The organism is Cetobacterium somerae (assembly GCF_022430525.1).
In the GTDB taxonomy this organism is placed as follows: Bacteria; Fusobacteriota; Fusobacteriia; order Fusobacteriales; family Fusobacteriaceae; genus Cetobacterium_A.
On the sequence record NZ_CP092520.1, the window covers coordinates 297,178 to 320,163 of the forward strand.

Annotated in this window: 21 protein-coding genes; 6 read left to right on the forward strand and 15 right to left on the reverse strand. The window is 26.8% G+C overall.

What is annotated here, in order from left to right; genetic code table 11:
- Positions 1 to 2 precede the first annotated feature (2 nt).
- Entirely contained in the window at positions 3 to 1,175 is a 1,173-nt protein-coding gene (locus tag MKD34_RS10370; RefSeq protein ID WP_240221461.1) for an iron-containing alcohol dehydrogenase, read from the forward strand.
- Positions 1,176 to 1,222: 47 nt separating this feature from the next.
- Here the strand turns inward: MKD34_RS10370 and MKD34_RS10375 are convergent, their stop codons facing one another.
- Together MKD34_RS10375 and MKD34_RS10380 are read right to left on the reverse strand one after the other, a co-directional pair.
- On the reverse strand, positions 1,223 to 1,636 hold the full coding sequence (locus MKD34_RS10375) for a VanZ family protein (RefSeq protein ID WP_240221463.1): 414 nt from the start codon (positions 1,634 to 1,636) through the stop codon (positions 1,223 to 1,225).
- Entirely contained in the window at positions 1,614 to 2,702 is a 1,089-nt protein-coding gene (locus tag MKD34_RS10380) for a diguanylate cyclase (protein WP_240221465.1), read from the reverse strand. The genes MKD34_RS10375 and MKD34_RS10380 overlap by 23 nt, the downstream gene beginning before the upstream one ends.
- Positions 2,703 to 2,855: 153 nt before the next feature.
- On the opposite strand from MKD34_RS10380, the gene MKD34_RS10385 reads away from it, so the two are divergent.
- From MKD34_RS10385 to MKD34_RS10405, 5 genes are read left to right on the forward strand one after another with little or no spacing between them, the layout of a single operon-like run.
- Entirely contained in the window at positions 2,856 to 4,376 is a 1,521-nt protein-coding gene (locus MKD34_RS10385) for an ABC transporter substrate-binding protein (RefSeq protein WP_240221466.1), read from the forward strand.
- A 9-nt stretch (positions 4,377 to 4,385) separates the two neighbouring features.
- The gene (locus MKD34_RS10390) at positions 4,386 to 5,339 is read left to right on the forward strand and encodes an ABC transporter permease (RefSeq protein ID WP_240221468.1); all 954 of its coding nucleotides are present in this window, start codon (positions 4,386 to 4,388) and stop codon (positions 5,337 to 5,339) included.
- The gene (locus MKD34_RS10395) at positions 5,336 to 6,139 is read left to right on the forward strand and encodes an ABC transporter permease (protein WP_240221470.1); all 804 of its coding nucleotides are present in this window, start codon (positions 5,336 to 5,338) and stop codon (positions 6,137 to 6,139) included. Before MKD34_RS10390 ends, MKD34_RS10395 begins: the two co-directional genes overlap by 4 nt.
- Before the next feature lie 14 nt (positions 6,140 to 6,153).
- Positions 6,154 to 7,131, forward strand: coding sequence for an ABC transporter ATP-binding protein (locus MKD34_RS10400; RefSeq protein ID WP_240221472.1), 978 nt, complete (start codon positions 6,154 to 6,156; stop codon positions 7,129 to 7,131).
- The gene (locus tag MKD34_RS10405; protein ID WP_240221474.1) at positions 7,128 to 7,808 is read left to right on the forward strand and encodes an ABC transporter ATP-binding protein; all 681 of its coding nucleotides are present in this window, start codon (positions 7,128 to 7,130) and stop codon (positions 7,806 to 7,808) included. Before MKD34_RS10400 ends, MKD34_RS10405 begins: the two co-directional genes overlap by 4 nt.
- A gap of 26 nt (positions 7,809 to 7,834) precedes the next feature.
- Here MKD34_RS10405 and MKD34_RS10410 read toward each other — a convergent pair whose 3' ends face one another.
- The 13 genes from MKD34_RS10410 to MKD34_RS10470 all read right to left on the reverse strand — a co-directional run bounded on the left by MKD34_RS10410 (position 7,835) and on the right by MKD34_RS10470 (position 22,875).
- Positions 7,835 to 9,517 (reverse strand): FAD-binding protein, encoded by a 1,683-nt coding sequence (locus MKD34_RS10410; RefSeq protein ID WP_240221482.1) that lies wholly within the window; start codon positions 9,515 to 9,517, stop codon positions 7,835 to 7,837.
- A gap of 89 nt (positions 9,518 to 9,606) precedes the next feature.
- Entirely contained in the window at positions 9,607 to 10,524 is a 918-nt protein-coding gene (locus MKD34_RS10415; RefSeq protein ID WP_240221484.1) for a hypothetical protein, read from the reverse strand.
- Positions 10,514 to 12,631 carry an exopolysaccharide Pel transporter PelG gene (gene pelG / locus MKD34_RS10420; protein ID WP_240221486.1) on the reverse strand — a complete coding sequence of 706 codons (2,118 nt, stop codon included), beginning with the start codon at positions 12,629 to 12,631 and terminating at the stop codon, positions 10,514 to 10,516. Before pelG ends, MKD34_RS10415 begins: the two co-directional genes overlap by 11 nt.
- A 4-nt stretch (positions 12,632 to 12,635) precedes the next feature.
- Positions 12,636 to 14,048, reverse strand: coding sequence for a GT4 family glycosyltransferase PelF (pelF, locus tag MKD34_RS10425; RefSeq protein ID WP_240221487.1), 1,413 nt, complete (start codon positions 14,046 to 14,048; stop codon positions 12,636 to 12,638).
- On the reverse strand, positions 14,030 to 14,908 hold the full coding sequence (locus MKD34_RS10430; protein WP_240221489.1) for a hypothetical protein: 879 nt from the start codon (positions 14,906 to 14,908) through the stop codon (positions 14,030 to 14,032). Before MKD34_RS10430 ends, pelF begins: the two co-directional genes overlap by 19 nt.
- Entirely contained in the window at positions 14,908 to 16,737 is a 1,830-nt protein-coding gene (locus tag MKD34_RS10435; protein ID WP_240221491.1) for a DUF2194 domain-containing protein, read from the reverse strand. The genes MKD34_RS10430 and MKD34_RS10435 overlap by 1 nt, the downstream gene beginning before the upstream one ends.
- The gene (locus tag MKD34_RS10440) at positions 16,727 to 17,938 is read right to left on the reverse strand and encodes a GAF domain-containing protein (protein WP_240221493.1); all 1,212 of its coding nucleotides are present in this window, start codon (positions 17,936 to 17,938) and stop codon (positions 16,727 to 16,729) included. Before MKD34_RS10440 ends, MKD34_RS10435 begins: the two co-directional genes overlap by 11 nt.
- 12 nt (positions 17,939 to 17,950) lie before the next feature.
- A complete protein-coding gene (locus MKD34_RS10445; protein WP_240221495.1) occupies positions 17,951 to 18,850 on the reverse strand; it encodes an endo alpha-1,4 polygalactosaminidase in 900 nt (299 codons plus the stop codon).
- A gap of 20 nt (positions 18,851 to 18,870) precedes the next feature.
- Positions 18,871 to 20,157 (reverse strand): 4Fe-4S binding protein, encoded by a 1,287-nt coding sequence (locus MKD34_RS10450; protein ID WP_240221497.1) that lies wholly within the window; start codon positions 20,155 to 20,157, stop codon positions 18,871 to 18,873.
- A 20-nt stretch (positions 20,158 to 20,177) separates the two neighbouring features.
- The gene (locus tag MKD34_RS10455; protein ID WP_240221499.1) at positions 20,178 to 21,041 is read right to left on the reverse strand and encodes a DMT family transporter; all 864 of its coding nucleotides are present in this window, start codon (positions 21,039 to 21,041) and stop codon (positions 20,178 to 20,180) included.
- Positions 21,042 to 21,106: 65 nt separating this feature from the next.
- A complete protein-coding gene (gene minE / locus MKD34_RS10460; protein WP_023050345.1) occupies positions 21,107 to 21,361 on the reverse strand; it encodes a cell division topological specificity factor MinE in 255 nt (84 codons plus the stop codon).
- A 13-nt stretch (positions 21,362 to 21,374) separates the two neighbouring features.
- Positions 21,375 to 22,166, reverse strand: coding sequence for a septum site-determining protein MinD (gene minD, locus MKD34_RS10465; protein WP_240221501.1), 792 nt, complete (start codon positions 22,164 to 22,166; stop codon positions 21,375 to 21,377).
- A gap of 19 nt (positions 22,167 to 22,185) precedes the next feature.
- The gene (locus MKD34_RS10470; RefSeq protein WP_240221503.1) at positions 22,186 to 22,875 is read right to left on the reverse strand and encodes a septum site-determining protein MinC; all 690 of its coding nucleotides are present in this window, start codon (positions 22,873 to 22,875) and stop codon (positions 22,186 to 22,188) included.
- Positions 22,876 to 22,986 lie beyond the last annotated feature (111 nt).

Here is a 22,986-nt window from a genome sequence, read left to right on the forward strand (position 1 = left end):
TTATGAAAAATTTTATTTACGATGTTCCAACGAGAGTTCTATTCGGAGAAGGACAAGTATCAAATGTAGGAAAAGAAGTAAAAAAACATGCAAGTAAAATTTTACTTCTTTATGGAAAAAATAGTATTAAAAAAAATGGATTATATGATGAAGTTATAAAATTTTTAACTAAAGAAAACATTGAAGTTATTGAACTTTCTGGAGTTGATCCTAACCCTAGAATTGAAACCGTTAGAGAGGGTGCTGATCTTTGTAGAAAACATAATTTAGAATTAATTTTAGCTGTTGGTGGTGGAAGTACTATCGATTGTGCAAAAGGAATAGCTGCTCAAACTAAATATCATGGAGATATTTGGAAAGATCTTTGTGTAGATAAAAAATTTGACCTATTAACTGAAGCATTACCTGTAGCTTCTATTTTAACTCTTGCTGCAACTGGAAGTGAAATGAATGGAAATAGTGTTTTATCTAATGTAAAAGAAAATTTAAAATTAGGATTTAATAGCTACATTTTAAGACCTGTATTTTCTATACTTGATCCAACATATACTTTTTCTGTTAATAAATACCAAACTGCTGCAGGCGCTGTTGATATAATGAGTCATATTTTTGAACAGTATTTTTCTCCAGATAAAAATGGATATTTACAAGCTCGTATGATGGAAGGACTTTTAAAAACAGTTATTCATTATGCTCCAATCGCTTATGATAATCCTACTAATTATGAAGCAAGAGCTAACATTATGTGGGCAAGCTCTTTATCTTTAAATGGTTTAACATCTGCTGGAAAAGAATCTACCGATTGGGCAACTCATCAAATAGAACATGAATTGAGCGCAAAGTATGATATTACTCACGGTGTTGGATTAGGAATCTTAACTCCTTATTGGATGGAGTATGTTCTTGATAAAGAAAATGTCCACAGATTTGTAGATTATGCAAATAATGTTTGGGGAATTTTTGGAGAAGATGATTTTGAAGTTGCTAAAAAAGTAATTACAAAAACAAGAGAATTTTTTGATTCTCTGGAGATTCCTTCTACTTTAACAGATATTGGAATTGATAGTTCAAGATTTGAAGAAATGGCAACTGGAGCAACAAGACTAGGACCAATAGGAACTATGAAAAAATTAAATTATAAAGATGTTTTAGAAATATTAACGATGTCTTTATAATATTATAATAGTCTGAGATTTATTCTCAGACTATTATTTTTCTTATTCTATTTGATTATAGGTTTTTTATTGGAGTTAAAAAATAAAAATATCAATACTATTCCTAAACATCCTCCCAAAGTATCTATAAAAACATCTTTTAAAGCTGGTCCTCTTCCAGGTACAAATCCCTGGTGAAATTCGTCTGTACAAGCATATAAAAAAGTTAAGGTTATGCTTATTATAACTGATTTTTTATCTAAACTTTTAAAACTTAAAAAATAACTACTCCCTAATATTAAATATATTGTAAAGTGTGCTAATTTTCTAATACCTAAATTAAATATATCTAAAAATTCTTTTAAATATTGAAGTATAAAATTTGATTGTTTCAATGATTCTTCACCATTTTGATGTGAAAACCAAAAGATTAAAATCATTATTGCTATAGAAATAATTCTAAATAACTTTATTCGACTCATTAGTAGCTCCTTGCTTTTTATATTTCATTTTATAAAGCTCTATATCTGCTTTTTTATATAAATTATTTAAATTTTCCTCTTGCTCTCTTTCCGCTAAACCAACGCTAATATTAAATTTTAAATCACCTAATAAATTTTCTTTTAAAATGTCTTTTTCCACTCTTTTTAAAATTTTTTCTAGCTCTTTTAAATTTCCATCTATTATTACCGCTAACTCATCGCCGCCGATTCTTATTACAAAGTCATTACTTTTTCTTACGTTTCTTTTTAAAATTTCTGCAATTTTTTTTAAGACTAAATCACCAACATCATGTCCTTTATCATCATTTATCTTTTTAAATTTATCAATATCTAAAAGCATCATAGAAAAAATCTTCGTTTTTTTATTTTCTAAAAGTTTATTCATCTTCTCTTCATAAAAATTTCTATTATATATTCCTGTTAAAATATCCTTGTATACTTTCTCTTTTAAATCAAGTGTTTTCTTTTTAGAAGCTGTAATCTCTTTAACCATTCCTAAGATTCCATAACTATTATTTCCTAAATCTACTCTAGATTTGAATGTTTGATACCATCTTCCTTCAAAATTTTCTTCTTCATAAAAATTTCCATTATCTAAAGCTTTTCTATTGTTTGCCTCACATTTTTCTGCCATCTCTTTTGGAAAAAATTCACTCTCTTTTTTACCAATTATTTCTAAATATGATTTTCCAAGATAATTTGCATAAGCTTCATTAAAATATTCTATTCTTCCTTTTGAATCTAAATAAAATATAAAATCTTGAACTGTATCCAACATAGTAACTAACTTATACTCAGACCTTTCTATCGTTTCATGAAATTCCATTTGAATAAATTTTTTCTTATTTTTTTTAATTTCATAAGTTTTTATTTTATAATTTTCAATAGTATTAAAATTTTTTATTGAAAAATTAAAGTATTTTTTATCAATATTTTGCTCTTTTAAAATATTTTTCATTTTTTTGTTTAAATATATAGTCTTTAAATCATTATCTAAAACTAGTATTCCTATTGTCAGATTGTCTAATAATGTATCTTTAAACATCTTACACCTCTTAATTTTTATCTTTGCTCTATATTTTATCATATTTTATAAAATATAAAAATTCTTTATTTTTTTATTTCTATACTACAAGTAGAATTTCTTGTAAAACTGTGTTAAACTTAATACAGTTTAGATTAAATTTTTGGAGGCATTATGAAAAAGAAAATTATGGCTGCTTTAATAGCAATATCACTACTTTCTTTAAGTGGATGTAAGGAGGAAAAAGTTGAAGACAAAACAAAAATAATAATTCCTATTAAAGTAGGTTTTAACTCTATCGCTCCTGATACTGATGTTTCTGCAGCTACTAAAGAGGTTATTAGAAATATGAACACAGGATTAATTAAATTTGATCCCGACTCTAAAACTCTTGTTCCTGCTTTAGCTAAATCTTATGAAATAAAAAATAATGGAAGAACTTATATTTTTAAACTAAGAGATGATATTTTCTTCCATAATAATAAAAAAATTACTCCTGAAGATGTTAAATACTCTTTTGAAAGAGTTTCTGGAATTAATACAGGTAAAGTTATTGTTGGTGAATGGAATAAAAAATTAGAAAGTATCAATGTTTTAGATGAGAATACTATCGAAATAAATATAAAAGATAGTGAACATAGTAGTTCTGATATATATAACATTACCGATGTTTCTATTATTCCAAAAGGAATATCTGAAAATGAACTTGAGAAAAATCCTATTGGTGCAGGGCCTTATAAATTTGTTGAATATATTCCTGGGCAAAAAATTGTATTAGAAGCCTTTGAAAACTATTATTTAGGTGTGCCTGAAATAGAAGAAGTAGAATTCAAAATTTATAAAGAAGGGGCAAGTAGACTTCTTTCGTTTAAAAACGGTGAAATTGACTTTCTTCCTTTAAATTTAGAATCTTTAAAAGAAGTAACAAAAGATAAAAATATAGAGGTCATATCTTCTTTAGGAAATGATGTTAACATTTTATATTTAAATAACTCTTTTAAAGCTTTTCAAAATAAAAAAGTTAGACAAGCTATTTGGGAAGCTATTGACATGGATCGAATTATTGAAAATTTAGCTTTACCTAAAGCAGAAAAATTATATACACATATGTCTCCTTATTTAAAGGAATTTTATAAGAATGGTTTAGAAAAAAATTACCCTTATAATCCTGAAAAAGCTAAAGAACTTTTAAAAGAAGCTGGTTATTCCAATTTAAGTTTTACTTTAACAACTATTTCAGAAAATACTTTTGAAAATGACCTTGCTCTTTTTATTAAAGAGGATTTAGCCAAAATTGGTGTTAATGTAAGTATTAACCCAATTCCATGGGGACAATATCTTCCAGAAGTTTATAAAGCTCATAGATATGAAGCTGCACTTTTAAGAGTTGCTGGATATCCTGACCCTCAAAGAATTCTTCAAAGATACGAAACAAATTACTCTTCAAACATGGGGAATTATTCAAATCAAAAAGTTGATCTTCTTTTAAAAGAGGCTACTGAAACTTATGATACTAGTAGACGAATTGATATTTATAAAGAAATTCAAACCTTATTAAATGAGGATATTGCATCTATTTATTTAATGGATCAAGGAGTAGCTATAGCTCTTTCATCTAAATATACTGGATATAAAACATATCCTTTTGCTTTTATCGATGTTTCAACTATAAAATTAAAAAAGAATAGTAAGTAGGTGAAAATTTTGATATATTTAAAAAAAATTTTTTCAGCTATTACTACTATTTTTATAGTATCTTTAATTATTTTTTTACTTTTTGAATTTTTACCTGGTGACCCTGTTTTAATTAGATTAGGAATTGAAAGTGATCCTATATTAGAAGCTCGTTTAAGAGAGGAGCTCGGTCTAAACGCTCCTCTTTATATAAGATTTTTTAAATGGTGTTTCCAACTCCTAAAAGGAGACTTAGGACATTCTTTTTCTTACTCTAGTTATACGGTTGTTGAATTAATAAAATCAAGATTTTTAACTACTTTTATAATTACAGTTTCTACTTTAATAGTTGTATTAATCACATCTATACCTTTAGGAACTATTTTAGCTAAAAATCATAAGCTTAAAACTTTTAAATTTTTAAAAGTTTTTTCTCAAATTGGTTTTTCAATACCCGCCTTTTGGACTGCTATAGTTTTAATGTATATTTTTTCATTAAAACTAAAACTTTTACCGACGTTAGGAAGTATTAATTGGGATAGATATCCTATTAAATCTATGAAATCACTTATTCTTCCAATACTTACTCTTAGTATAAGTAAAGTTCCTTTAGTAAGTCATTATTTGTGTAATAGTATGATTGAAGAAAGCTCAAAAGATTATGTTCGAGTTGCAAAGAGCAAGGGATTGAATCAAAATGAAATTTATAAAAATCATATATTTAGAAACTCCTTAATCAGTGTTGTTACTGTAATTGGAATGATTACTATTTATCTTATTACAGGAACTATTGTTATTGAAAATGTTTTTGCTCTACCTGGATTAGGAACTCTTTTAATGGAAGGAATCAATCGAAAAGATTATCCTCTTGTTCAAGGAATAGTTCTATATATAAGTTTTTCTGTTATTTTAATAAATTTTATTATAGATATCATTTATTCTATTATTGATCCAAGAATTAGAAAAGGAGGAGAAAAAAGATGAATGTATCTAAAAATACAAATCTAAAAGTTGGTTTATCTATCATTGGTGTTCTTTTCTTTTTTATGATTTTAAGTATATTTTGGACACCTTATAATCCTTATTTAATTGATGAATTAAATAGATTAAAACCACCATCTTTTACTCACATATTAGGAACTGATCAATTGGGAAGAGATATTTTGTCAAGAGTAATGATTGCTTCTCAAGGAGCTTTTTATGTTGGTTTTATTTCTGTTCTTATCGGTGGTATTATCGGAAGTTTTTTAGGTACTATCTCTGGCTATTTTTCAAATTGGATTGATGAAATTCTTTCAAAAATAGTTGATGCGTTTGTATCTATTCCATCTATTTTATTTTTATTAGTTTTTATTACTATATTTGGAAAAGATCTCAAAAATACTGCAATTTCAATTGGTATTTTAAATATCCCAACTTTTTTTAGAATTAGTAGAAGTAAAGTTATGGAAATTAAAAATCTACCATATATAACTTGGGCTAAAATAATTGGTGTTAAAGAAATTCAAATTATTTTTTCTCATATTTTTCCAAATATTCTTTCCACTATAATTGTTGTTGGTGCATTATCTTTCTCAACTGCAATTTTAACAGAAGCTAGCTTAAGTTATTTAGGAATGGGAGCTAATCCTCCTGAACCTACTTGGGGAGAGATTATTTATAGAGCACAAGAATATATTACAACAAATCCATTCTATGCTTTTGTTCCCGGAGTTTTAATAAGCTTAGTTGCTATTGGTTTTAATTTACTTGGTGAAGGTATCAAAGAGTATATAAAGAAATAGGAGTATATATAAATATGGTTATTTTAAATGTTAAAAATCTTTCTATAGAAGAAATTTCTAAAGTTAATAGAGTTGTTGTGGATGAAATCTCATTTTCTTTAAAAAAAAGTGAAGTCTTAGGAATCGTTGGTGAAAGTGGTAGTGGTAAAACTGTTACTGCTATGAGTCTTTTAAATCTATTGTCTGATGATTTAAAAATTTCAAAAGGCTCTATTTGCTTTTTAAATAAAAATCTTTGCAATGTTTCAGAAAAAGAGTTAGAAGAAATTAGAGGTAATAGTTTTTCTATTGTATTTCAAAATCCAATTAGTTCATTAAATCCTTTAATGAAAGTTGGAAAACAAATTTCAGAGGTAATTAAAAAACATCAAAATTTAGATAAAAATCAAAGGCTTAATAGGACTTTTGAAGTTTTATCAGATGTAGGATTTAAAGATAACTTTATAGAAATATATCACAAATATCCCCATGAACTTAGTGGTGGACAAGGTCAAAGAATTGGTATTGCTATGGCTATCGCTAATAATCCAAAGATTATTATTGCTGATGAACCAACAACTGCCTTAGATAAAAATACTCAAGAACAAATTTTAAAACTTTTAAAAGATATTCAAAAAAAATACCAAACTTCTATTATTTTAATTTCTCATGATTTAGATATTATTAAAAATTTTACTGATAATGCTTTAATTATGTATTTTGGACAAATCGTAGAAAGTGGTAGTACACATGATATCTTTTTAAATCCACGCCATCACTATACCAAAGGGCTTTTAGATTCTCTTCCCGAAAACTTCAGAAAAGGAGAACCGATTAAAGTGATGAAAGGTGGAATTCCAAATATAAATGATAATATTGAAGGATGCTTTTTTTCTCCTAGATGTCCTGAAGTTACAGAAAATTGTAAAAAAAATAGAATTGACTACATTTTAGATGAAAAAAATAATAAAGGAATTAGGTGCATAAATCCTATAAAGGAAAAAAAATTATGAAAAATAAAATAATTTTTAAAATAAAAAATTTAAATAAAAAGTTTAAAAACTCTATGATTTTGGATAATGTTAATTTTGACATTTTTGAAGGAGAAACACTTGGAATTGTAGGTCCCAGTGGATGTGGAAAAAGTACCTTTGGTAAAATTCTGCTTTTACTTTTATCCCCTAATTCTGGAGAGATTATATATAAAAATAAAAATATATTTGATTATAACAAGAATGAAATTTTAGAATTTCGTAAAGATGTTCAAATGGTTCTACAAGATCCATATCTTTCTCTAAATCCTAGAAAAAATATTAAGTGGCATTTAGAAGAACCACTAGCTGTATTAAATTACCCTAAAAATGAACGACTAAAAAAAATACTTTCTATGTTAGAATTAGTTGGTTTATCAAAAGATTATTTAGATAAATATCCTAACCAATTAAGTGGAGGACAGAAACAACGGGTTCTAATTTTAGCTGCCTTACTTATAAATCCTAAAATTATTGTTTTAGATGAATCTGTTTCCGCTTTAGACATCTCTGTTCAAGCTCAAATTCTAAATCTTTTAGTTGAGCTACAACAAAAATTAAATCTAACATATATTTTTATATCTCATGATTTAAATGTTGTAAAGTATATGTGTGATCGTATTATTTCTTTTGAAAATGGAAAAGTCATAGATATATAAAAAAAGGGTTTATGCAACCCTTTTTTTTATTGTTGATTTATAAATTTAACTGCATTTTCTCCTGCAATACGTCCAAATATAACTGCAGCACTATATGCAGCGCTACTATTTGTTACTTCTCCAGCAGCAAATACTCCTGGAACTACATTACCTTCTACATCTAAAACTTCAGTTTTTTCATTTGCTACTACTCCACCTCTAGTCATATGAACAGCTGATTCAACTTGAACACCATAGAATGGCCCTTCTGTTCTAAACTCTCTTTTAAATGGTTTCGCTCTAAATGGATCTTGCTCTTCCCCACGTATTGCTTTATTAAAGTGATCTCTTGTAGCTATCAATTTATCTGCTGGTACACCTAATTTTTGTGCTAACTCTTCTAAAGTATCAGCTTTTACATGATATCCCTTTGCTGTATGTTTTTGTAAACGATAGCTAGCTTCATATAAAGCTTGATCATATATATAAAAGGCTTTTCCTTCTGGTTGTGCTAATATTGTTTGAGCAGCTTTAAATCTATCATTTTTAGAGATATTCTCGTTTAAGAATCTTTCTCCATTTGCGTTTACTAACATGAAGCCATCTCCACCACCTGTTAGATCTCTAGTAGTTCTAACTATAAATGGGAATAAATTTAGTTCATCTAAATTGGCTAGTTGCATATTATTCTCTTCAAATACAGGAATAAAATCTCCTGTTGCTCCAAGTTGATTTGAAGTTTGTAACTTTTCAGTTCCTGGAGAGTACTTAGCTAGTAACTCTTTGTTTGCCGAAAATCCTCCTGTTGCCATTACAATAGCTTTTGCTTTTATATCATAAAAGTTATTTCCATTTTGAACTTTAACTCCTTTAATAGTTCCATCTTCTACTATTAAATCTGTCCCTTTTGTTCCCGTTCTTATATCTATACCTAAACTCTTAGCTTTTGCTTCCATTCCATCTTGTACTTCTTCTCCAGCATAAGCATCCTTTTCAGCCATATGCCCTCTTTTTCCGTAATAATGATTTAATTTTACTCCCATTTCTCTTAACCAAGAATCTAATTTTGAAGCTCCTTCTGCTTGAGCTCTAGTTCTTTCTGGAGTATCCATCCAGTTTGTATTATCAGCAATTAATTTCTCAACAGAATCTTCCACACCTGCTTTTTTTTCTGCTTCTGAATTAATAAGATCATAGAAATTCATATCATACTTTCCATTACCACTTAATATATCTAATTTTTCAATTAATATTATATTATTTAATCCAGCTTCTTTTGCAGATATTGCTGCTGCAAGACCTGCTGGTCCTCCACCAACTATAACTAAATCTGTAGACACTGGCTCTAAATATGCCACTGGTTGCTCTGGCCCTGCCGTTTTTACAGTTATTCTACCGAAATCTTTTCCACCCTCTTTTAATGCTGCGGCTACTGCTCTTTTAACTCCTAAAGATGTGTATGTTGCTCCTGATACACTATCAACTATTGGAGATTGAGCTTTCAAGATTCTATCTTTTAAAATTGGAAATGATCTTGACATTATATGTGAAGTTTCATTATCTGAAACTAGTTCAAGATTTTCAATCTTATCTCCTTTTGTAATTACATTTACTTTAATCTCTCCAGAAAATCCATTTCCTTTACCTATAATAGATTTTTCCTTCTCACCGCAAGCCATTAACATTAAACTTGCTAAAAAAATTGCTAATTTACACCTGTTTACTTTCATTATTACCCCTTTTAATTTTCTTTGAACAAATATTCAAAGAAAATTTTAGCACATAATGACTTTTTTATCAATGTTTTTAACTATTTTTTTTAAAATATATATTCAAAACCACATCTAATTTTCATATATAGTCCAGATTCTGAAACACTTGAAAATTTTGTTTTTACTTCTTCAAAATTATATCCAGTTACTCCAATTTTCGCAAAAATTCGTAACTTCTCTGTTAAATCTTGACTATAGAGCAAGTATGGACCTATATTGAATTTAAAGGATTTATCTTGATCTGTGTTTCTATAATAATTATACGAATCAATTTCTGAATCCAATGAAAATGCGAAGTTTTCGTTTAAATCATATGTCCATCTAAAATTATTTTCGATTCTAAATAAATATGTTCCTTTATTATTTCCGTAATCTAAATATTCATTATAAATTGTGAAAAAATTCTGGAATCCATAACCTAAATTTATACTTCCTGTTAAATTTCCCTCTAAAGAATATCCGTCTCGAGAGTTTGTGTCAATAGATGAAAGAAAAGAATCAAATCCCCAATAAGATCCACCCAAACCAATATCTGAATTTGTTCGAACTCTATATCTGATTGAATATTTATTTTCCTTAAAATTTTCTCCAAAGTCTCCAGCTATATCACTTACATTATATTTAATGTATGGTCCTATATCTCTAGACCAACTTTTTCCAAAAGCTTCTTTTTCTTTTAATTTTTTATATAAAGAAAATGTATTTTCCCAACCATCTGTATTAGAGTTTTTATCATACTTTTTTTCAATATCGTAATCAAAAGTCCAATTTTCTCTTAATTTTGATGTTCCAGTTCCAATTTTCCATTTATAATATTCTTTTCCATCTTTATTTTCTAACTCTCCATAATTCTGATATAGGTTATTCTCTGATTCTTCTAAATAAAAATTTAGTATTTCCCGTCCAACACTAAAAGAACTTACATGAAGTAGTAGAAATGTACATATAACATTCTTAATATTCATCTCCCACATACACTCCCTTTCTATTAAAGCCTTCTCTATCTACTCCATTTTCATCATAACCATTTTTATCATAGCCCTCTTTATCATAATTAGTATCATATGAAGTAATTACTTCACTATTATTTTCTAAATCATCTTTTGGTTTTTTATTTCCAGCTTGATCATAGCCATTCTTATTATAGCCTTCTTGATTATAACCTTCATAATTATAACCGGCTTTATTATAATAATTATTGGTTTCTTTATTTAGACCATACCATGTCCACCCATTTTTATCGTACTCTGTCATTGTTTCTCTATTTATTCCTTGAAAATCAAAACCTTTTTTGTCATAGTCGGTTTTAGTTATTCTATTATATCCCGTATAATCAAATCCTCTTTCATCAACATTTTTTCCAGTATCACTGTTGATTCCACCAAAATCAAAATTAAAATAATCATATGGTGAATCTGTGTACACATTCCATCCCTCTTTTGTAAAACCTCTTGAATTTATTCCTTCTTGATTATAACCTTCATAATTATAACCAGCCTTATTATAATAACTCATTGTATTCCAGTTTCTTTTAGTTTTTTTATTAAATCCATCTTTTGTATGAGTATTTGTACAACCACTTAAAAATAGAAGTATAACTATAATCACTGGAAATAACAGCTTACGATTTAATATTTTCTCTAATTTTTCAATAAAAGGTGCTTCAATATTAAAGGTAAAATTCTGTTTATAAAAAGTAATATAATTTAATTCTTGCGCTATTTTATCTAGCATTATTTCTGATAAAATAAGAGATAAAAATGCTGCTATAAAAAAACCAAGTCCCGTATATTCTTTTCCCATTAATGATGTTAGTATTGAAAAAGAAGTGCTTAAAAAGAAAAATACCATTGAGACCAATAAAGCTTCTTTTCTAGAATCAAAATATAAAAATATCGTTATATACACAGATATAAAAACGGTACAATAGGCTCCAAAAATCATAACTCTAAATAAATCCAGTAGATATAAATCCATTCCATATTTCAAAAATATGATTTTAGATAAAAGAGCTACTGAAAAGGAAACAAAAAATTGCAACTCCATTATATAATAGATTTCCTCTTTTAATACATCAATCATTTTTTTCTTTTCAATATTTATATCAACTAAATTTCCATTTAATGTTAAAAGAGCGTAGTACTTCTTATAAATCGGAAAAAATTTAGTCTCCATAAATACTAAAAAATAAATCATCGTTGGAATTGTTAAAAAGAAAGCATAGAATACTGCTACTTCATATAAGGGTGAACTTAAAAATACTCCTCCTACTCTATATGAATCACCATATATCCAATTTACAAATATGTGTGACCACATTCCAAAATTAAAAAATATTCCAATAAAACTTAAAGATGTATATCGCTTAAATGCTCTTAAAAATTCAAATTCGCTTTCATCTGAATCTTCAAATATATATGTTAAATATGAAAATAGCATAAAAAATGTTATTCCTATCCCAATTGTATAAGATAATATAATCGAATAAGCTAAATTATTTTTAAAAAATTCATTGTCTGAATACTTTAAAATATATCCACCTAATGCTATTGCTGTAATATTCCCTATTATATAAGCCAATATTGAGTAACTATAATTTTTTACTGCTGATATATAGTTCATACTTACCCAAATTCCAGATAAAAAACAAAATAAAGATGTAAGCGTAAATATATAAAACCAAGATAAATCTTGACCTTTAAAATATAAAATTCCTATAAAAAAGGCTATTATTAATATAAACTTTATTGTTCCTATATACGTTGCTTTTAATTTTTTTTGTTCATTTGAATATATACAATCTGATATAAACCTTGTTATAAGATATTGAACTGCTCCTGTTAAAAGTTGAGAAAAAATGAAAGAATATACTATTCCTGTCATAAAAAGATTTCTCTCTCCTCTTGATAAAATATACTGTTTCCCAATAAACATAAGAATATTTAAAGTTATAACGGTTATTAACCATGGGCCTACTCCGATAAGAGCCGAATAGGCCATAGCCTTTATATCTTGAAAGGTATTATTATCGTCTGAAAATAGATTTTTTAATTCAAATCCTATTCCTGCCATATTACTACTCTCCTAACTCTTTATATAATCTTTTGTACGAATCTATAAACTGTTTCTTTGAATAGTATTTTTTTACTATCTCTTTTCCATTTTTACCCATCTCTTTTATTTTTTCTCTATTTTGAAAAAGTGAAACTATAGAATCCCCTAAATCTGAGTATGAAGTTGGTGGAACAATTATTCCAGCCTCACCCTCAGGCTTTTCTTTTAAAATTTCTCTACAATTCCCTACATCTGTAGCTATAAATGGTATTCCACAAGCTAATCCTTCTAAGATACTAAGAGGTTGTCCTTCTGAAATTGATGTAAGCATTAAAAAATCTAAAAATTTATAATATTCTTTTACATCTGCTCTACCAGTAAAAATAACATAATTTTTTAAATCCAAATTTTCAACCAATTCTAAACATTCATTATAATATTCTTCATTTTCTTCTATTGGTCCTATTAAAAAAAGTTTTGTATTTCTAAGTTTAGGTAATGCCATTTTAAATCCTTTTAGCATCATTTTCACGTCTTTTATTGGTACAACTCTTAAAACTGAACCTATATTAAATCCTTCTCTTTTTTCTCTAATAACTTTTTCATAAGCCTCAATATCAATACCATTTGGAATCACTTCACATTTTTTAAAATTTGCCCCATTTTCAATTTGTAGTTTTCTATTATATTCAAATAAAGATATTATTTTGTCACATCTATCATAAGTTAATCTCGATAAAAAATAAAAAAAATCTATCCAAATTTTTTTAAAATCTTTCTCTATCCATTTAGCTCCAATAACTTCCTCTTCTCTTTCACGAGGATAAATTCCGTGTTCTGTTAAAAGTAACGAGCCTCCATTTTTAAGCTTTGCAACTACTGATATATACCCAGAGTACCCCGTTGCCACAGGATGGTATATATCTGCTTTAGGTAAAGTTTCTTGAGATAGAGAAATCATATTCAAAAATATATTTCTATATGTCCAATAAAAAGTATTAAAACCTATTTTACTATAATTCTCATTATAATATTTTAATAAACTATTCCAAAAACTTTTATTAATTATTATCTCTAATGGATTACCATATTTTTTATCTGATATTTTTTCTATAATTTTTATGACTTCTTCAGAGTTAGTATTGTTAAAATTTAAAATTTTCTCTATATCTCCCTCTAATTTTTTGAAATCAAATCTATTTTTTAAAACTTTAAATGGTGAAATTTCATAGTTTTTATCTAAAACTATATTTTTAATTTCTATTATATTTTTAGGTATTTCATATTTTATTTTTGCAAAATCCAAATTTGGTATTATACATACAATGGAAAATGTATGTTCCTCATTAGATTTTACTAATTCTTGAATCCATGAGGAAACTCCACCTACAACATATGGATAAGACCCTTCACATATCAAACAGATTTTTGCCATCTTCTAACCTCTTTCAACATTTCATTATTATTTAAATCATAATAATATTTTTCTATAAACTCTACTGTAGTTTGATCCAAGCTCTCATTTTTTATAATATCTTCAATAAGTTTATCGCATTCCATATAATTTTTCATATCTTTATATATATTTAAAAGATTATATTTATCTCTAGACTCTATCTCCTTTTTAGATTTTACATAATATATATACTTTTTTTGATAAAATTCTAAAATTTCTCCAATTAAAAGTCCGGACGTACAGTAATCGTAATATACTTCACAAATTTCATTTAAATTCTTTAGATTAGTTTTTTCTTTTATTAATTTTTGAAAATTTTCATCAATTTTATTTATCTCTGTTGCAGCATAGTGAATAACTTCGATATCTTCATCCCATAAAGCTTTTTTTAGAACTTCAATCTTAAATTTTAAATTTTGCGTTTCAAATCCAATTAAAAAATTTTTCTTTTCTACTGGAGTTCCAACAGCTAAAATATCATAAGCTCCTATTAAATTGAGATCAATAGAACTATTTACTATTATCTCTTTCTCTTCATTTAAAATATATTTTTCTAAATCTTCATTTATTTCAATCTCGCTTTTAAAGTAGTCTCTAAAAAATAAAAATTGATTTATTAAAATCATACAATAACCAATTACAGGAAAAATTAAAATTAAGATGTCAAATTGCTTTTCTCCTGAAATTAATTTATTTAAATATATAAAAATTAAAGATAATGAGAAGTGGCAAATCCAAAAGTATGATCTAAAACTTAAAACTTCATTTTTAAAATTATAAAATATTAGACTATCTAATATAAGAAATACACTTATAAATAATATATATTTTATTTTCATTATAAGTCCTCCAATATTATTTTAACTTCCGGCTCTTTTACTGTCACAATATAAAAAGATTCATTTTCACTAGTACTTATAAATTTAAAATCTCCACCTAAGACTTTAACTATTTTTTTATTCTTTACTTTAAAATGTGAATCAAATTTTCCTCTATAATTTTTTATATTTACCAATACCATATTATCTTTTCTTTCATATTCTACTTCGATATTTTCTATAATACTATAATCATATGTCATTTCACTTTGAATTTGTGATTTTAAAACTGGATAATTACTATTTACAGTTGAAAATATCTTTTCAAACTCTGCCTTTAACTCTTCCCAAGATTTTCCATTTCCTCTTTCTTTATCCATAATATCATCTGGATGTATAAAATGAGAAAGATACCCATACGCTCCAATAGCATTATATATTTGCCAAATAATTGTATCTGTATAAAAAAAACCTGAAGACATTCTAGGAAGAGAATATATATCCTTAAAATCTGGATCTCTTCCTACTTCTTGTAAAAGTAATCCAGGTTCATGTTCTCCATAAAAAATTCCACAAAATGCTTTTAATTTAGTAAATGTTTCAACTATTGCTTTTTTTCCACTTACAGGTAATAAGTTACTTGGTGCAACATAACTATAGATATTAAAATTTTCTCCATAAATATTTTTTATCTCATCTTTTGCTACTATTAATCCTTTTTTCATTGCATCAATACTTTCCCAAGGAGTATACCCATAGTCCTCATAATCAATCTCTTTTTTCAAACCTAAAGAATAGTGATTATATCCATGTAATCCTAATTCTCCACCTACTGACTTTAACTCTCTTCCTCTTTTACTAAGATCGTCGAATGTCTTTTTACCAACTTTAACTATTTTATCTTTAATAGTTAAATCATTATATTCTATTATAATAAATCCTGTCATTTTTAACCTTTGTCTTTCTGCAATTCCCATCATATCTTGCCACCAAATAAGATTAAAAAATTCTGAAGTATTCATTCCATATTCTTTTTTTATAATTTCATTTTGAACTACTGGAATTGGTGAGGGAAAATCATCAATTTGAAGTATTTTAGAATTTAAAATCGGAAAAAATGTAACATCCTCCACATAAGCTATAAGTTGTTTCATTATTCCTCTGAAAATTTTACCTTGAAATAGTGTAGTATTACTAAAAAATATTTTCCCCTCTCCATATTTTCTAATCCACATTAGTGGTTCATTAGTATCTGTTGTTGCTATTACATCTATATCTTTTTTTAGATCCATCTTTAGTCCAGAACTACCAAAAATAATACTTCCTGGTTTCAACTCTTTTAATCCTGGAAATATATCCTTTTTTAGATTGAAACTTTTAGTTTCAATAAATTCTCCTATTTTTTCTATACCAGCCATTTGATTAAATGGACTTCTATATGATCTTTGAGTTATAAATAAATTTCCACCCTTTTCAATTTTATTTTTTATTCCTAAAAAATTTTCTTTTAATAATCCACTATAGTTTTCTACTGCTAAAATTATTAAACTATATTCCGAAAAATCTAATACTTCATCTGTAGAAATTGAAATAGAATCATACTTAACTTTTGAAAAATTAAAAATTTCTTCTAAACCATTCTTTATATCTTGACTTCCTTCACTTCCATCTCCATATAAAATAAGATATTTTTCAGGTTTTTCTATTTTTAAATTTCCAGATATTGGATCAGGAAGATTAAAATTATAAATTTGCTTTAAATTAAATAAATCTTCTAAATTTTTTATCCTTAACTCTTGAAAAAAGAATACTGTTATTAATACTAAACCTAATATATATTTAGATTTCATCTATTTCAACTCCTGGAATAATTTCAGATACTCTTTTCATTAGAACTTCCTTACTCTCTTTATTAGCATTTACAAAAAGGAATTTTATAGCTTCATTACTCATTCCAACAACATCTATATCTCTCACTTTTCCTTTCAATTTTTCATTCAACTCTTTTGGAGTAATTCCTGGATTTTCACCCTCTAAGGCTATATATTCAGATCCAAATAATTTTTTTCTTTTTTTATCCTCTTCTAATATATATGAAAAATATTGTAAATTATATATTCTTGTATTCTCGTATGAATTTTTTAATGTTTCAATCTCTGCCTTATCAAAAGCATTTACTAAAGCGTTATTTATCCATTGACTGATTACCTTAAAAAGTTCTAATAAATATTTCTCTTGATTTCCATATTTTAATCTTTCTATATTTATAATTCCAACAACCTCTTCTCCTTTTAAAATTGGAGCTACATAGACAGGATTTTTTATATTTAAATCTCTATTTCCTTCAATAGTTTCTTTATTTTTTAAAACTTTAGAATAAATATCACCTTCTTCTACAACTATAAAATTTGGAATTATACTATTTCCAATTTTTACTCTTGCTCTAAAGGTATTTCTTTCTTTATTATAAATATAAATTGAAACTACATCACTTCCTAAAAAATCTGTTAATATTTCTAAAATCTGAGTAAATATTTTTTCCACATTTTTAGTTAATATTGAAGATGTTATTTGATGCAAAGTTAAAATGCTCTCTTTACTTCCTACTATTCTACTTTTTAATCTTTCATTTATATTTACTAACTCTAAATTTTTCTCTCTTTGATTTTTATTTTTCTCTTCTAATATTTTATTTTCATCCTTTAATTCATCTATTTTTTTTCTAAGATTATCTGAAAATCTTCCAAGAGATAAAGCAATAAAAAAGAAAATTAATACAAATTTATAATAATTAAAATCTAAAAAAAAGACTACTATATCATTTCCTAGCTGATAATATGCAAGCATATAAAATAATGAAGCTATTATAACTGTTTGTAGACTAATATAAACCCCATATTTTAATGCCATTATTCCTATAATAATTGCTAATGGCTGCATATTCATATTTAAAAAATCACTTTTAAAATCTGAAAAGTAAAAAAATATTAAGTATACCCCTAAACAATATAAAATACTTTCAACTATACTTAAAATAAATTTTTTTTTCATAAAATACCACCTCTAAAACTGTTCATAAGTGTCTATAGTGTCTAAGTAATAACCATCTACTCCTATGTCATCTAATTTCTTTTGATAATTTTTGATAATTTTTTTCCATTGTGGACTCCAATATTTTATTATAAAATTACCCTTCCAATTTTCATTCTCTTTAACTATCCACTCAGGTAGTTTTTTATTCCAAGACGTCTGCCAATAATCTCTATAATTTTCTGCCTCTCCTATACTAAAGTAAGCAATTATCAATCTTCGGGTTCCATTTTTTCTTATTTTTAAAGAATCAATTTGTTCTTTTGTCAAAAATTTACCATTTAAACTAGGTTCTATAATTAATAAATCAAAATCTGTATTCTTTAAAACTCTATAATAATCATCTATATTTTTAAATTTTTCAGGATTTAAAAGATATAAAAAATTTTTAACTTCCTTTAAGTTAGTTACATTTTTTAAACTATTTTTTTGAAGAGGTTGAAAAATACTATTAGCACTATACGATGGAACTGCCTCTCCTATAAAATTATATTTTCGTGTATCTTTTAAAATTTTATTTCTAAGATTTTTAGCATTGGCATAATTTACTGAGAGTACAACTTTTCCCTCTTTTTCTATTTCGATTAAATTCTTTAAAAGATAATTTTTTTCATCTTCAGGAGTCTCTTCATTTATACCTCCCACTCCATAAAATAGTGATTCTTGTGAAACGCCTTCTACATTTTTTATAAAAATCTTATCCAATTTATCTCCATTAAAAAAAATATTAGTTCCATTTTGTGGCACTAATATTTTTTCTTTGGATTGGATTTTTATTTGTTCAATAAGCTCTCTCATTTTATTTTTACTAATTTCATCACCTTTTATAAAAGATACAAATGAAATAAATAGGAAAACTATGATTTTTTTCATAAATCTCTCCATCCTTAAAATTAATAGTTTTTTAATAACTTCTCTAAATAAACTGACTTCATCTGTTTGCTCGCCATAATCTTATGAACAGGAGATAGTTTTAAAATTGCTCCAAGTATAGCTGCCATAGCTCTATGACTAAACAAAGCTTTATTATCAAAAATTAACTCTTGAAGCATTCCTTTTTCTATAGCCATCAAAACTGATCTATGAACAGAGTTTATCGGAGTTATTACTCTTGTTTCACGAGGCATTAATAATATACTACTTTTAGGACAAGCTCTTCCACATACACCACATCCTAAACACAGCTCTTCTTGAACTACATATTCACTTTCTACTTTCTTTATTGCATTAACTGGGCAAACTTTTAAACACTTTCCACAGCTTACACATGTATCATGATTTATTTTAGGAATAAAATTTGTTGTTTCTACAGGATGCATCATCCCAAATTTTTTAGCCGCTACTAAAGCTTCGCAGCAACATCCACAACAATTACAAATAAATGTTACTCCTTCTCTAACATTTTCACCACATTGAACTAAATTACTATCATATGCTTGCTGAAGTAAGTCCATTCCTTCTATTTTATCAACTCTTCTTGCGTACCCGTTATTTATTAAAGAGTTTGCTACATTTCCAAAAGTCATACAAATATCCATTGGTGCATCACAAGCTTTTCCCACATGTTGCATCTTGTGTCTGCAATAGCACATACTAATCCCCATATGATCTGATGTTTCTATTATATGGGAAGCTTTTTCATAATCTAAAACTTGAACTAAATTGTCTAAAGTATTTGAAGACATAGTTTTTTGCGCTTCTCTAGTTTTTTCTAGGGCATCTTCATTTATAAAAACTCTTCCTAATTTTGTCTCAGAACTATAAAAAAGATCTTTTATAAAATCCTCTTCTACATTCATATACTGGTATAAAAGTTCACCTAAAAGTTTTTGATCAATATCTCCTCTAGTTCTCATCATAGAGAACTCTATAAATCCAGCCATTGGTGGTGGTAATATATAAGTTTGAACCCCTTTATGTATAGTATCTAATAAAATCGCTCTTGATGCTAATGTATCCAAAATATTTTTAGCATCTTTTTCTGATATCTTCCAAATTGACGCTGCTTTTTTTACTGTAAAGGGTTTTATTGGAAGTTGTGCTACTAACTCTGCCTCTTTTTCTGAAAATAGTATCGCTAGTATATCATATAAGACTTTAGATGGTGGTGCTCCTTGAGGAAATCTATTCAGTCTCTCCTCTAAACTTTTATATGCTGACTTACCTACAATATGGCTCATGTTTTCCTCCTAATTAACTTTTATCGTTTTTTGACTTCTGTTAATAGTATAGATGTAAAAATCAGTAATCCACCTATTATAACTTGAAAAGTCATCTTATCTCCCAATAGTAAAACAGAGAATAGTGCTCCAAATATTATCTCTGTTGTTAAAATTAAAGAAACTTGACTAGGATTAATCTCTTTTTGAGCATACGTTTGAATTGAATAACAGATGAAAGTATTAAAAAGAATTATATATACTAAGGCCAAAATCTGTTTTAATTCATATGTTCTAGTAAAGATTGTTGCTCCTTCAAATATTATATTCAGCAAGATACCAATAATTCCTGCTGAAAACATTTGAAAACCATTAATCGTAAAGGGATTTTTATTTTTTATCCGACTTCCTATAACTACGATTTGAAGTGCAAAGCATATCGCACATATAAATGTTAAAAAATCTCCAAAATTAATCGTTAAATTTTTTTCAAAAGAAAGAAATCCTATCCCTATAAAACACAGAATAGATGATAGTATATAAATTAATTTTGGCTTCTCTTTTGTAATGATCCATACAATATATGGTACAAAAATAACATTTGCCCCAGTTATAAAGGCATTTTTAGATGAAGTTGTGTAAACCAATCCAACCGTTTGAAAAGCAAAAGCTGAAAATAAAATTAAACCAGCTATTAAACCTAAATTTTTTTCTGTTTTTTCAATTTTTATTTTTTTTACTCTCATAATACAAAACATAACTACTGCCGTTATAAAAAATCTTATACCTAAAAACTCAAATGGCTTTATGCCACTATCTAAAATTATTTTCGTAGCTGGAAATCCACTTCCCCAAATCATGGCAACTAAAAGCAATAATAATTTACTAAAGTTTTCTTTTTTCATTTTTATCCCCCTGTATTATTTAATTTTTCTCCCCTAACCTATCAAAAAAAAATAGCACCGTAGTACTATTTTTTTATTTTTATAGGTATATTCGCTATCAGTGCTGTTTCTCTTCCCGTTTCCGCTTCTTGAGAAACTTCAATATTTAAAGAATCCCTATCTATATCTACATACTTAGATATTACTGCAATTATCTCATCTTTTAAAGTTTCAAGCATTTTGGGAGAAAGCATAGCTCTATCATGTATCAGTACTAACTTCAAACGGTCTTTAGCTACTGAACTAGATTTTTCTTTATTCAAAAAACTAAAAAATCCCATATTTCGCCTCCCCTTATTTTTTAAATATCTCTTTTATCTTATCAAAAAAACCAACTTTAGGATCTAAATCTAAAAATTCAACATTTTGTCCAAGTGTTCTTGAAGCTATATTTACATATGCTCTAGCTGCTAAAGATTCTCCTCTATATACTAAAGGTTCACCTTTATTTGTAGATATAACTATATTTTCATCATCTGGAACTATTCCTATAGGTTTAATTCCTAAAATATCTGTTACATCATCAACACTTAACATATTTCCATCTTTAACCATTTCTACTCTTAAACGATTAACTATTAGTTTTGGATTTCTAATTTCATTTGCTTCTAACAATCCAATAATACGATCTGCATCTCTAACTGCAGAAATTTCTGGTGTTGTTACAACGTAAGCTTCTTCTGCGGCTGCGATAGCATTTTTAAATCCTTGCTCTATTCCTGCTGGACAATCAACTAATACAAAATCATATTCAGCTTTTAATATTTCAATTAATTCTCTCATTTGCTCTGGAGTTACAGCATTCTTATCTCTTGATTGAGCTGCTGGCAATAAATGCAAGTTATCATTTCTTTTATCTTTTATTATAGCTTGCTTAGGTTTACAAACTCCTTCTATCACATCTATTAAATCATAAACTATTCTATTTTCTAATCCCATAACAACATCTAAATTTCTTAAACCTATATCTGTATCAATTAATAGCGTCTTTTGATTTTGCATAGCTAGTGCTGCACCTAAGTTCGCACTACTTGTCGTTTTCCCTACTCCACCTTTTCCTGAAGTAATTACTATAACTTTTCCCATAATTCCTCCTATTTTCCCTTTATATTTTTATCATATGCTCTAAAGTTGCTTTATTGAATTTTTCAATAAAAATATTCCCATCTTTTAAATAAGCTACTTCAAAATCTAAGGTTTTTTTTACTTTGTTAACATCTAATACATTTGTACTAGGATTTTTTGCTATAACTTGGCCTATTTTAATTTGAATAGGATTTAAAGAAAATGCTCCTACAAATGCTTCTGATCCATCATTTTCTCCAGCATAAACAGTTCCATTTAAATATCCTAATACCACTACATTTCCTTTAGATTTAATAACTGCACCTGGGTTTACATCTCCTAACACAACTACATTTCCATCAAACTCTAAATTATGTCCAGAACGTAAAGTTCCTTTATGAAACTTTGTGCACCCTTCATCTGTTACATCTTTTATATTATTAAATGGAAGTTGCCCTCCTGGTAATTGTGAGAAAGTAGACTTTTCAGAAAAAATGAAAGCTATCTTTATATTCGTCTCTCTATTTATTACTCCGATTAAAATATTTTCCTCTATTTCTGTTAGTTTTCTATTAGTAAATTCAATGGCTATTTTCGCATCTCCTATGAATGCTTCCGCCTGTTTAATCTTTTCAGAAAATTTATCTTTTAAAGAGCTAAAATCGATGTTACTATCTAATTGCACAACTAACCTGTCCTTTTTTCCCTTTAGAATTACACAGTCATTCATATTTGTACGCTCCTAATTTCATTTTTTACATATTACCAAATTATAGCACTTTTATGTTCAAACATCAATCATTTTATAACTATATAGTTTTTTTTTATTGGATAATTTTTT

Coding starts and splice junctions, on each gene's coding strand:
- MKD34_RS10370 (WP_240221461.1), top strand. CDS start 3: ATGAAAAATTTTATTTACGATGTTCCAACGAGAGTTCTATTCGGAGAA.
- MKD34_RS10375 (WP_240221463.1), bottom strand. CDS start 1,636: ATGAGTCGAATAAAGTTATTTAGAATTATTTCTATAGCAATAATGATT.
- MKD34_RS10380 (WP_240221465.1), bottom strand. CDS start 2,702: ATGTTTAAAGATACATTATTAGACAATCTGACAATAGGAATACTAGTT.
- MKD34_RS10385 (WP_240221466.1), top strand. CDS start 2,856: ATGAAAAAGAAAATTATGGCTGCTTTAATAGCAATATCACTACTTTCT.
- MKD34_RS10395 (WP_240221470.1), top strand. CDS start 5,336: ATGAATGTATCTAAAAATACAAATCTAAAAGTTGGTTTATCTATCATT.
- MKD34_RS10400 (WP_240221472.1), top strand. CDS start 6,154: ATGGTTATTTTAAATGTTAAAAATCTTTCTATAGAAGAAATTTCTAAA.
- MKD34_RS10405 (WP_240221474.1), top strand. CDS start 7,128: ATGAAAAATAAAATAATTTTTAAAATAAAAAATTTAAATAAAAAGTTT.
- MKD34_RS10410 (WP_240221482.1), bottom strand. CDS start 9,517: ATGAAAGTAAACAGGTGTAAATTAGCAATTTTTTTAGCAAGTTTAATG.
- MKD34_RS10415 (WP_240221484.1), bottom strand. CDS start 10,524: ATGAATATTAAGAATGTTATATGTACATTTCTACTACTTCATGTAAGT.
- pelG (WP_240221486.1), bottom strand. CDS start 12,631: ATGGCAGGAATAGGATTTGAATTAAAAAATCTATTTTCAGACGATAAT.
- pelF (WP_240221487.1), bottom strand. CDS start 14,048: ATGGCAAAAATCTGTTTGATATGTGAAGGGTCTTATCCATATGTTGTA.
- MKD34_RS10430 (WP_240221489.1), bottom strand. CDS start 14,908: ATGAAAATAAAATATATATTATTTATAAGTGTATTTCTTATATTAGAT.
- MKD34_RS10435 (WP_240221491.1), bottom strand. CDS start 16,737: ATGAAATCTAAATATATATTAGGTTTAGTATTAATAACAGTATTCTTT.
- MKD34_RS10440 (WP_240221493.1), bottom strand. CDS start 17,938: ATGAAAAAAAAATTTATTTTAAGTATAGTTGAAAGTATTTTATATTGT.
- MKD34_RS10445 (WP_240221495.1), bottom strand. CDS start 18,850: ATGAAAAAAATCATAGTTTTCCTATTTATTTCATTTGTATCTTTTATA.
- MKD34_RS10450 (WP_240221497.1), bottom strand. CDS start 20,157: ATGAGCCATATTGTAGGTAAGTCAGCATATAAAAGTTTAGAGGAGAGA.
- MKD34_RS10455 (WP_240221499.1), bottom strand. CDS start 21,041: ATGAAAAAAGAAAACTTTAGTAAATTATTATTGCTTTTAGTTGCCATG.
- minE (WP_023050345.1), bottom strand. CDS start 21,361: ATGGGATTTTTTAGTTTTTTGAATAAAGAAAAATCTAGTTCAGTAGCT.
- minD (WP_240221501.1), bottom strand. CDS start 22,166: ATGGGAAAAGTTATAGTAATTACTTCAGGAAAAGGTGGAGTAGGGAAA.
- MKD34_RS10470 (WP_240221503.1), bottom strand. CDS start 22,875: ATGAATGACTGTGTAATTCTAAAGGGAAAAAAGGACAGGTTAGTTGTG.